The sequence below is a fragment of the Actinomadura sp. K4S16 genome, assembly GCF_008327685.1.
Taxonomy (GTDB): Bacteria; Actinomycetota; Actinomycetes; order Streptosporangiales; family Streptosporangiaceae; genus Spirillospora.
Genome location: NZ_BDDE01000011.1, coordinates 320,527 through 330,360, shown reverse-complemented (window position 1 = coordinate 330,360; position 9,834 = coordinate 320,527). Strand labels below are relative to the sequence as shown.

10 protein-coding genes and 2 tRNA genes are annotated in these 9,834 nt (G+C 75.8%); 5 read left to right on the top strand and 7 right to left on the bottom strand.

All coding sequences use genetic code 11. From position 1 onward, the window contains the following. Positions 1 to 34: 34 nt before the first annotated feature. Positions 35 to 871 (bottom strand): ABC transporter permease, encoded by an 837-nt coding sequence (locus K4S16_RS08705; protein ID WP_149258342.1) that lies wholly within the window; start codon positions 869 to 871, stop codon positions 35 to 37. Beyond that, complete coding sequence (locus tag K4S16_RS08700; RefSeq protein WP_149258341.1) at positions 868 to 1,887, bottom strand: ATP-binding cassette domain-containing protein; 1,020 nt, start codon at positions 1,885 to 1,887, stop codon at positions 868 to 870. Before K4S16_RS08700 ends, K4S16_RS08705 begins: the two co-directional genes overlap by 4 nt. Before the next feature lie 95 nt (positions 1,888 to 1,982). On the opposite strand from K4S16_RS08700, the gene K4S16_RS08695 reads away from it, so the two are divergent. After that, positions 1,983 to 2,708 (top strand): TetR/AcrR family transcriptional regulator, encoded by a 726-nt coding sequence (locus K4S16_RS08695; protein ID WP_149258340.1) that lies wholly within the window; start codon positions 1,983 to 1,985, stop codon positions 2,706 to 2,708. 168 nt (positions 2,709 to 2,876) lie between these two features. Next, the gene (locus K4S16_RS46390; protein ID WP_149258339.1) at positions 2,877 to 3,311 is read left to right on the top strand and encodes a hypothetical protein; all 435 of its coding nucleotides are present in this window, start codon (positions 2,877 to 2,879) and stop codon (positions 3,309 to 3,311) included. A 52-nt stretch (positions 3,312 to 3,363) separates the two neighbouring features. Here K4S16_RS46390 and K4S16_RS08685 read toward each other — a convergent pair. Together K4S16_RS08685 and K4S16_RS08680 are read right to left on the bottom strand one after the other, a co-directional pair. After that, positions 3,364 to 3,435 (bottom strand) — tRNA-Arg (locus K4S16_RS08685). A gap of 39 nt (positions 3,436 to 3,474) precedes the next feature. Continuing rightward, a tRNA-Cys gene (locus K4S16_RS08680) sits at positions 3,475 to 3,547 on the bottom strand. A gap of 373 nt (positions 3,548 to 3,920) precedes the next feature. On the opposite strand from K4S16_RS08680, the gene K4S16_RS08675 reads away from it, so the two are divergent. The 3 genes from K4S16_RS08675 (at position 3,921) to K4S16_RS08665 (ending at position 6,908) form a co-directional block, all read left to right on the top strand. Then, positions 3,921 to 5,381, top strand: coding sequence for a benzaldehyde dehydrogenase (locus K4S16_RS08675; RefSeq protein ID WP_149258338.1), 1,461 nt, complete (start codon positions 3,921 to 3,923; stop codon positions 5,379 to 5,381). Positions 5,382 to 5,513: 132 nt separating this feature from the next. Then, entirely contained in the window at positions 5,514 to 6,428 is a 915-nt protein-coding gene (locus tag K4S16_RS08670) for an alpha/beta hydrolase (protein WP_149258337.1), read from the top strand. 132 nt (positions 6,429 to 6,560) lie between these two features. Next, positions 6,561 to 6,908: a hypothetical protein gene (locus K4S16_RS08665; RefSeq protein ID WP_149258336.1), complete on the top strand. Its 348-nt coding sequence runs from the start codon at positions 6,561 to 6,563 to the stop codon at positions 6,906 to 6,908. 41 nt (positions 6,909 to 6,949) lie between these two features. Here K4S16_RS08665 and K4S16_RS08660 read toward each other — a convergent pair whose 3' ends face one another. The 3 genes from K4S16_RS08660 to K4S16_RS44265 all read right to left on the bottom strand — a co-directional run bounded on the left by K4S16_RS08660 (position 6,950) and on the right by K4S16_RS44265 (position 9,680). Next, a complete protein-coding gene (locus tag K4S16_RS08660; RefSeq protein ID WP_149258335.1) occupies positions 6,950 to 8,596 on the bottom strand; it encodes a DUF885 domain-containing protein in 1,647 nt (548 codons plus the stop codon). A 121-nt stretch (positions 8,597 to 8,717) separates the two neighbouring features. Beyond that, positions 8,718 to 9,386: a LysE family translocator gene (locus K4S16_RS08655; RefSeq protein WP_149258334.1), complete on the bottom strand. Its 669-nt coding sequence runs from the start codon at positions 9,384 to 9,386 to the stop codon at positions 8,718 to 8,720. Positions 9,387 to 9,506: 120 nt separating this feature from the next. After that, complete coding sequence (locus tag K4S16_RS44265; RefSeq protein ID WP_160160869.1) at positions 9,507 to 9,680, bottom strand: hypothetical protein; 174 nt, start codon at positions 9,678 to 9,680, stop codon at positions 9,507 to 9,509. Positions 9,681 to 9,834: the final 154 nt, after the last annotated feature.

The window sequence follows — 9,834 nt, the reverse complement described above, 5'->3', positions numbered from 1 at the left end:
CCGGCCGGGCCCCGGTGCTCGGTTTTTCTGCGGGTCAGCGGCCGCGGACGCGGTAGGTCCGCACGGCCAGGGGCGCGAACACCGCGAGCAGGAGCAGCGACCAGCCGAGGGTTGCGGCGACGGGGTGGGCGAGGGGCCAGGCGAGGTCGCCGGCGGGCGCGCCGGGGTTGCCGAACAGCCCGCGGCAGGCGGCGGTGAGGGCGCTGACGGGGTTCCATTCGGCGATGACCCGCAGGACAGCGGGCATGCCCGCTGTCGGGACGAAGGAGTTGGACAGCATGGTGACCGGGAAGACGAGCGGGATGAGCTGGTCGGCGGTCTGCTCGTTCTTCACCACCAGGCCGAGGTAGCAGCCGACCCAGCTGAGCGCGTACCGCATGAGGGCCAGCAGCAGGAACGCCTCGGCGGTCTGCCAGATCCCGTTGTGGGCGCGCCAGCCGACCAGGAGGCCGGCGACGGCCATGATGACCATGCCGAGGACGCCGTTGAGGATCTCGGCGCCGGTCTGCCCGAAGGGGACGGCTGAGCGGGCCATCGGCATGGAGCGGAAGCGGTCCATGACGCCGCGGGAGGCGTCGGTCGCGACGCGCATGGTGACGGCCATGGTGGAGGTGAAGGTGACCATGGCGAACAGGCCGGGCATGAGGTAGGCGCGGTAGTCGCCGCCGCCGGGGACGGAGATGGCGCTGCCGAACACGTAGCCGAACAGCACCACCATGATCGCGGGGAAGATCAGCGCGGCGATGAGCTCGCCGGGTTCCTGGCGGATGCGGCCGAGTTCGCGGCCGATGAGGGTGAGGCCGTCGGCGAGCGCCCAGCGCAGCCGTCCGGCACGGGACGCGGGGGCGGGGGCGGTGGTGAGGGCGGTCATCGGACGGTCTCCTTCCGGCGTCCGGCGGCACCGCCGTGGTCGCCGGGGCCGTGGTCGGCGTTGTCGTGGTCGGCGTTGTCGCGGGGGGCGTCGCCGGTGAGGCGCAGGAAGACCTCGTCGAGGGTGGGGCGGCGCAGTCCGACGTCGCCGACGGTGACGCCGGCGCGGTCGAGTTCGCGGACGACGTCGGCCAGGCGCACCGATCCGGTGGTGAGCGGCACCGAGAGGCGTTCGCCCTCCAGGGCGGGGTGGCTGCCGGTGAGGGTGCGCAGGAGCCCGGCGGCGCGGCCGGCCATGGCGGGGTCGTCCAGGACGACGTCGAGGCGGTCGCCGATGGAGGCCTTGAGCCGGTCGGGGGTGCCGGTGGCGATGACGCGGCCGTGGTCGACGACGGCGATGTCGTCGGCGAGCCGGTCGGCCTCGTCGAGGTACTGGGTGGTGAGCAGGACGGTGGTGCCGTCGGCGACCAGGCCGCGGACGGCGTCCCAGATCTCGCCGCGGCTGCGGGGGTCGAGGCCGGTGGTGGGCTCGTCCAGGAACAGCACCTGGGGCCGCAGGATCAGGCTGGTGATCAGGTCGAGGCGGCGGCGCATCCCGCCGGAGTAGCCGGCGACCTGCCGGTCGGCGGCGTCGGCGAGCCCGAACCGCTCCAGCAGCTCGTCGGCCCGGCGGCGGGCCTCGCGGCGCGGCAGGTGGTAGAGGCGGCCGAACATGCGCAGGTTGCCGCGTCCGGTGAGCTTCTCGTCGACGGCGGCGTACTGGCCGGCCAGGCCGATGCGGGCGCGGACGCGGTCGGGTTCGCGGGCGACGTCGTGGCCGGCGACGCGGGCGTGCCCGGCGTCGGCGTCGGACAGGGTCGCCAGGATCCGCACGGCGGTGGTCTTGCCCGCGCCGTTGGGGCCGAGGACCCCGCAGACCGTGCCGGCGGGGACTGCCAGGTCGAGGCCGTCCAGGGCCTGGGTGTCGCCGAAGCGCTTGCGCAGCCCCTCGGCGAGCACGATCGGTTCGTCGGTCACGATCCACTCCTTTGAGTACGGTGTACGCGGCTACGGTAGACAACCGGGTACGGTGTACGCAACTAGGATGCTCGGGAGAGTCACGAGGAGGTCCGTTGGCAGGCGGCGAGCGGCACGGCAGCATCTGGTCGGTTCCCGAGCGGCAGGGCCGGGGGCCGCGCCCGGCCTACAGCCGCGCCCAGATCACCGAGGCGGCGGTCCGCATCGCCGACGCCGAGGGCCTGGAGGCGGCGTCCATGCGCCGCATCGCCGCCGACCTCGGCACCGGCGCGATGTCGCTGTACCGCTACGTGCCCTCCCGCGACGACCTGGTCGACCTCATGGTCGACCACGTCCTGCTGGAGATGGAGATCCCGGAGCGGCCGAGCGGGGACTGGCGCGCCGACCTGAGGCTCATCGCCGAGAACACCCGCGCGGTGTGGAGCAGGCACGCCTGGCTGGTGGGCCTGCACCGGCCGCGCGCCACGTTCGGCCCCAACCGGCTGCGGCTGCTGGAGTTCGCCTCCGGCGCCCTGGACGTCGGCGTCCCGATCGACGACATCCTCGTCCTGCTGGACATGCTGAACGGCTACGTCGAGCGCGCGGTGCGCGGCGAGATCGCGTGGATGCGGGAGATGCGCCAGAGCGGCATGACGCCGGAGCGCTGGATGATGGAGAGCGCCCCCTACGTCCGCGAGCTGCTCGACTCCGGCCGCTACCCGATGTTCAAGCGGATCGTGGTGGACGCGCGCCTGCCCCACATGTCCGGCGACGAGCAGTTCCACTACGGGCTGGAGCGGGTCCTGGACTGCATCGCCGGCGCCCTGCCCGACCCGTCCTGACCTCCCCGGCCCCCGGCCGCGCGGGGGTTCCGCCGCCCGCCCGGCGGGGGCGCATGAGCGGGGGCGGGCCGGGCACACCTCCGGCGAGGTTGTCGATTGCGCGCGGTCCGGCGCGGCCGGTCCGGGGCCCCTGCGGGGCCCGAAGCTCGTTCGTGATCGGAGAGGCACATGACCTTCGTTTCCGTCCAGGGTGTTCCGCGGCCGACCCCCCGTGCCGGCCGGTGGCAGTTGCCGGGCGGGCGCGCGGCGGCGGGCAGCGTCCGCGGGATCGTGCAGGGCGCCCTGCACGGGTGGGGGCTGGGACCGGCCGCGGCGGGCCTGGCCGACCGGCTCGCCCCGCTGATCGGGGACGTGGTGGGGCGGGCGGCGGCGCGGCGGCGCGGGTCGCTGGTGCTGCGGCTGGAGCTGCACGAGCCGGTGCGGCTGCTGCTGGGCGAGGTCCTGCAGCCCGGCGGCGCGTCCGGGGCGGGCGCCGACGGCGGCGCGCACCTCGCCGCGATCGCCGTCACCTACGGCAGGCGGCCCGTGCGGGGCGACGCGGGCGCCTGGTACGCCCACGCGTTCGTGTGGCCGCCGGCGCCGGGCCCGCTGCCCTGCCGCTGAACGGGCCCCGGGCCACGGGCCTGAAGGCCGCCGCCCGCGGCGGTGCCGCGCGTCTCCCCGGCAGGGATCGAACCTGCGCTCCCGGCTTCGGAGGCCGGTGCTCTGTCCGCTGAGCTACGGGGAGGGGGTCCCGTCCCCAGGGTGACAGCGGGGACGGGACCGGAGACGCCGGTGGGATTCGAACCCACGTGTGACGGTTTTGCGGACCGCCGCCTGAACCTCTCGGCCACGGCGCCACGGGCCGGCCTGTGCGACCGGCGGGCATGGGAGGACATCGGAGGACATCTGGGGACACCGCCCCCGCGCATGCGTCGCACCTGGGACGCGGGCGGGTCAGGGGGTCGTTCGGCCGGCGGGCCGGGACCGGGGTGCGGTGCGTCGTCCGCTGCTACAGCGGGTCATCTCCCGTCCCTCCCTTCGGCGCCGCGGGCCCGCCCTCCAGCGGGGCCCGTGCGGGTTCTGCGTGTCCAGAGTGCCCGGAGCGGCGAGGCGCCGCAACGGGTTTTCCCCGCGGCGGGTTTCCACTGAGCGGAACGATGCGGTTCCCGCGGGGGCCGCGGACGGTGAGGGTGGGAGGTTCGGCGCGGGCACCCCTTGCGAGGAGGAACGATGACGTTGCTCGACCCCGGCGCGTGGACCGGGAAGATCTTCGACGGCGGCTGGACGGCGGCCGGGGACGGCGGCGTGTTCGAGGTGACCGAGCCCGCGACCGGCGGGACGCTCGGCACGCTCGGCGAGGCGGGCGCCGCCGACGCGGCGCGGGCGGCGCGGGCCGCCGCGGCGGCCCAGCGGGACTGGGCGGCCCGCACCTACGAGGAGCGCGCCGCGGTGCTGCGCGCGGCGGGGCGGCTGTTCGAGGAGCACGCCGCCGAGATCGGCGACTGGATCGTCCGGGAGGCGGGGTCGATCCCGCCGAAGGCGGAGCTGGAGACGCATTTCGCGGCGAACCTGTGCTACGAGGCGGCGGCGCTGGCCTCGCACCCGCAGGGCCTGGTGCTGCCGTCGGCGCAGCCGCGGTGGAGCCTGGCGCGGCGCCGCCCCGCCGGGGTGGTGAGCGTGATCGCGCCGTTCAACTTCCCGCTGATCCTGGCGATGCGGTCGGTGGCGCCGGCGCTGGCGCTCGGCAACGCGGTGCTGCTCAAGCCGGACCCGCGCACCGCGGTGTGCGGCGGGGTGAGCATCGCGCGGGTCTTCCAGGAGGCGGGACTGCCGGAGGGGCTTTTGCACCTGCTGCCGGGCGGCCGCGAGGCCGGGGAGGCGGTGGTCGCGGCGCCGGAGGTGCGGGTGGTGTCCTTCACCGGCTCCACCGCCGCCGGACGCCGGATCGGCGAGGTGTGCGGGCGGCTGCTCAAGCGCGCCCACCTCGAGCTCGGCGGCAACAACGCGCTGATCGTGCTGCCGGGCGCGCGGGTCGAGGCCGCGGTGTCGGCGGGCGCGTGGGGGTCGTTCCTGCACCAGGGGCAGATCTGCATGACCTCCGGGCGGCACCTGGTGCACGAGAGCCTGCACGCCGAGTACGTGGCGGCGCTGGCCGACAAGGCCGACAAGCTCCCGGTCGGTGACCCGGCGGCCGGACCGGTCGCGCTCGGCCCGATCATCGACGCCGGGCAGCTCGCGCACATCGACGAGCTGGTGCGGGCCACGGTCGCGGCGGGCGCCCGGCTCGCCGCGGGCGGCACCCACGAGGGCCTGTTCTACCGCCCGACCGTCCTGGACGAGGTGACGCCCGACATGCCCGCCTACGCGCAGGAGGTGTTCGGGCCGGTCGCGCCGGTCGTGCCGTTCTCCACGCCGCAGGAGGCGGTGGAGCTGGCGTCGGCGACCGAGTACGGGCTGTCCCTGGGCATCCTCGGCGACGTGGGGCAGGCGATGCGGATCGCCGACGCGATCCCGACGGGGCTGGTCCACATCAACGACCAGACGGTCAACGACGAGCCGGTCGTGCCATTCGGCGGGGTGGCGGCGTCCGGCAACGGGTCGCGGTTCGGCGGCCCGGACGCCAACATCGAGGCGTTCACCGAGACGCAGTGGCTCACGGTCCGCGCCGAGATCGCCACCTACCCCTTCTGAACCGCCCCCGGGACGCGTCCCCCTGACCGTCCGCGCCGCCTTCCGCCTTCCCGTCCGGGGCCCGGAAGGCGGCGCCGCCCGGCGCCGACGGGCCTCTCCGCGGGCCCGTAGGCTCGGAGCCGAGGAGGGGTGATGGGCCGCGATCCGGAGTACCTGGCGTTCCTGCGGGCCCGCCTCGCCGCGCCCGCCGGGGCGGGCGGCACGGTCGGCGACGCCCGCCGCGAGCACGCCGCCGACCTCGCCCGCTCCCCGCGCCCGCCCGTCGCCGCCGTCCGCGACCTCACCGTGGACGGCCCCGCGGGCCCGCTCCCCGCCCGGCTGTACCGGCCGGCGTGGGACGGCCCGGCGCCGGCGCTGGTGTACTTCCACGGCGGCGGATGGGTGCTCGGCGACGTCGAGTCCTACGACCCCGTCGTGCGGGCGCTGGCGGCGGCCAGCGGCGTGGCGTGGGTGTCGGTCGGGTACCGGCGCCCGCCCGAGGACCCGTTCCCGGCCGCGCTGGACGACGCCGTCGCGGCCGTGCGGTGGGTCGCGGCGAACGCGTCCCGGCTCGGCCTGGACCCCGGCCGGGTCGGGGTGGCCGGGGACAGCGCGGGCGGCCAGCTCGCCGCCGCGGCCGCCGGGCTGCTGCGCGACGCCGGGCCCGCCCGGCCCGCCCTGCAGGTCCTGCTGTACCCGGCGCTGGACCTGCGGGAGGTCCCGCCGCCGCTGCCCGACCCCGACGGGCTGGAGTTCCCGCCATCAGGCATAGGCCGCGCGCTGCGGGCCTACCTGCGCGGCGCCGACCCGGCCCGCCCGGAGGTGTCGCCGCTGCTGGACCCCGACCCCTCCGGCCTGCCCCCGGCGGTCGTCGCGACCGCCGAGCACGACCGGCTTCGGCCGCAGGCCGAGGCGTACGCGGCGCGGCTGCGGGAGGCCGGCGTGCCCGTCGTCCTGGTGCCCGGGACGGGCCTGGACCACGGCTTCCTCGGGTGGGGGTCGTTCTCCCGCCGCCCCGCCGAGGCCGTCGCGCGGATCGGCGCCGCCGTCCACCGCGCCCTCACCTGATTACGGACATGCCGTTACGACCGCCGCATCGACCTTAAAGACGTTTGCCGTGCCGTTTAACCTGCCGGGCGCGGGAAATCACTTACGCACGAACACTGGCCGGAACTCAGCCGACGGTCGAGGAGAGGCAAGTTGCACCTGACCCACGAGTTGCGCCGCGTCCGGACCCAGGAGTCGGGGCTGGAGGAGTGGGCCTGTCCCACCTGCGGCCGCCGCCTCCTGCTGCGGTGGCCGCCCCACTACCACAAGACGATCATCGAGCCCGGGGACGAGCGGGCCTGCCACATCGGCAGGACCGGCGACATCGCCGACCCGCCGGCCGACCCGGCCGACGAAACCGCGCGCGCCGCTCCCGGCTCCCCCGACGCACCCGAAGCCGACTGGCACCGGCCCAACGGGCGGCGCTGGCTCCGCGAAACCGGCGTCGAGGCACTGGAGAACCACGGACGCTCCCGCCTCAACTCCTCCGAACCCGTCTGACCCCGAGCCCCTGGCCGTTCGGCCCCGCGCCAGGGCACCGGTCAGGACCGCGCCAACTCCGCGCGCAGCAGGTCCAAGCCCATCGGCCCCAGATCAAGCGCCCGCCGGTGGAACCCCTTCAGGTCGAACCCCGCCCCCTCCCGGCGCCGCGCCTCCTCCCGCGCCTCCAGCCAGATCCGCTCCCCCAGCTTGTAGGCGATCGCCTGCGCCGGACGCCCCAGGTACCGGTCGATCTCGAACGCGACCGCCGCGTCCGGATCAGGCCCCTTGCGGGCCCGCAGGAACTCGAAGCCCAGCTCCGGCGTCCACCGCTCCCCCTCGTGGAACCCCGTGCCCGCCGGGATCGGCAGCTCCAGATGCAGCCCGATGTCCAGCACCACCCGCGCCGCGCGGAACCGCTGCCCGCCCGCCAGCATCCCCAGCCGGTGCGCCGGATCCCGGTAGTGGCCCAGCTCGTCCATCAGCCGCTCCGCGTACAGCCCCCACCCCTCGCAGTGCCCCGGGTGCAGCTCGCTCGACAGCCGCTGGAACCGGTTCAGCCCCCGGTTCAGGGTCGTCACCCCCAGCTGCAGGTGGTGGCCCGGCACGCCCTCATGGAACATCGTCGTCGGAACCGTCCAGGTCACGATGTCCGCGGACGGGTCCTCCACCGTCCACCACACCGTCCCCGGACGCGACAGGTCCTCCGCCGGCGCCAGGTAGTAGACCCCCGCCTCCACCGGCGGGATCCTGCACTCGATCCGCCGCAGCGGCGCCGGGATGTCGAAATGCACCCCGTCCAGATCCGCGATCGCCCGGTCCGCCAGCTCCTGGATCCACCCCCGGAACACCTCGGCGCCCGAGACCCGGTGCGCCGGATCGGCGTCCAGCGCCGCCATCACCGCTGGCAGCGGCTCGCCCGGCAGGATCTCCCGCGCCGCGCCCGCCATCTCCGACTCGATCCGCGCCAGCTCCTCCCAGCCCCACGCGTAGGTCTCCGCCAGGTCCAGGTCCGTCCCCAGGAAGTCCCGCACGCCCAGCCGGTACCGGTCGGCGCCCAGCGCGTCCCGCTCCGGCGCGCGCGCCGCCAACTCACCCGACAGGAACGCCGCGAACTCCCCCAGCGCGGCCGACGCCGCCGACGCCGCCGCCTCCAGCGCCCCCAGCAGCGGCCCGTCCCCGTACCGCGCCGCGAGCCCCGCCAGATACGTCGGGGTCTCGGCGCACTCGCGGGCGCTGCGCACCACCTGCCGCCGCGCCGCCACCCGGCCCTGCCCGGCCGCCCGCCGCAGCGACGTCCGCAGACCCGCCAGCGCCCCCGGCAGCGCCCGCATCCGCGCGTGGACGGCCTCCCAGTCGGTGCCGGGGCCCTGGTCCAGCAGCTCCAGGGCCACCCGCAGCTGCTGGACGGGCCCGTCGGTGGTGTCCAGGAACCCCTCCCGAACCCCCGCCTCGTCCAGCGCCGCCTCGACCTCCAGGCGCTCCCGCAGCACCGCCGCCGCGATCCGCCCGGCCTCGCCCTCCACCGGGACGCGCTCCAGGTCCGCCAGCGTCCGCCGCGTCAGGTCGGCGCGCGCCGCCAGCCCGTCCGGGCCGTAGTCGGTCAGCCGCGCGTCCTGCCCGGCGATGCCCATCATCGCCGCCAGGCACGGATCCAGCGCGGCGAACTCGTCCACATAGCGGTCGGCCAGGTCATCCAGAGCGCTCACCGCCCCAGGCTACGGCCCCCGCCCCGAAAAGCGATCATGAAAATGTGCCAAATCGGCGGACCGTATCGGCGCCCCCGCACGGGCGGTCCCAGCGGGCCCCGTCGGTGCAACTCAGTGCGACTCAGCGCGCCTCGGCCGCCAGCCGCACGCCCAGCCCCACCAGCACCACGCCCGACACCTGGTCGAGGCGCCGCCGCACCCCCGGGCGGCCCAGCACCCGCCGCGCCGCCCCCACCAGCCACACCACCACCGTGTACCAGACCAGGTCGATCAGCGCCCACAGCACCGAGAAGCCCACCAGCACCGCCGCGACCGGCCACCCCTCCGGCACGAACTGCGGCAGGAACGACACCGCGAACACCCCCGCCTTCGGATTGGCGAAGTTCGTCACCAGCCCCAGCCGGTAGCACCGCCACCCCGAACCCGGCACCTCCCCCGCGACCGGACCCGCGACCTGCGAACCCGCAGCCTCAGAACCCGCATCCGAGCCCGCCGCGGCCGGACCGCCGCGCCGCGCATGCCACAGCGCCCGCACCCCGAACCACACCAGCACCACCGCACCGGCGATCCGCAGCCCCTCGTACGCCAGCCGCGACGCCGCCAGCAGCGCCGACAGCCCCACCGCCGCCGCCACCCCCCACAACAGCACGCCCGTCTCGTTGCCCAGCACCGTCACCAGCCCCGAGCGCCGCGACCGCATCGACTGGCGCATGATCACGACCGTGCTCGGGCCCGGCGCCATCGCGATCAGCACCGCGGCGCCCGCGAAGGCGAGCAGACTCTCCAGCATCCCCCCATGCTGGCCACCCGCCGTACCACCCCGCAACGCCCTTTTCCCCTACGCAAGCCACCCTTTCCCAACACAAGGGACGCACCACCACAAACGGCCCCCTACAGCGGGGCGCCGTCGTCACCCCCCGAACCCGACGGCGAAGGCGACGGAGCCGGCGTCGACGGCCCCGGCGACCGCGGCGGCGGCGTCGACGGCGCAGGCGTCGTGGGAACCGGCGACCGCGGCGACACCCGCCACGACGGCGTCGGCTCCGGCGGTGGAGGCGGCGGATCCTTCGCCTCCGGCACACACGCGAACAGCACCCCCATCAGCAACCCCAGCACCAGCAGCACCGCCGCCAACCCCACCACGGCGCCCACCAGACTCCGCTCCGGCGGACGCTCCCCCACCGGAACCGGACCCCCGCCCACCACAAGCCGAGGCCGCTCCAACGCCGGCTCACCCG

Bases quoted from the DNA above. Each gene is read 5' to 3' on its own strand.
- K4S16_RS08655 (WP_149258334.1), bottom strand. From the start codon at position 9,386: ATGCTGGAGAGTCTGCTCGCCTTCGCGGGCGCCGCGGTGCTGATCGCG.
- K4S16_RS46390 (WP_149258339.1), top strand. From the start codon at position 2,877: ATGACCTTCGTTTCCGTCCAGGGTGTTCCGCGGCCGACCCCCCGTGCC.
- K4S16_RS08705 (WP_149258342.1), bottom strand. From the start codon at position 871: ATGACCGCCCTCACCACCGCCCCCGCCCCCGCGTCCCGTGCCGGACGG.
- K4S16_RS08670 (WP_149258337.1), top strand. From the start codon at position 5,514: ATGGGCCGCGATCCGGAGTACCTGGCGTTCCTGCGGGCCCGCCTCGCC.
- K4S16_RS08675 (WP_149258338.1), top strand. From the start codon at position 3,921: ATGACGTTGCTCGACCCCGGCGCGTGGACCGGGAAGATCTTCGACGGC.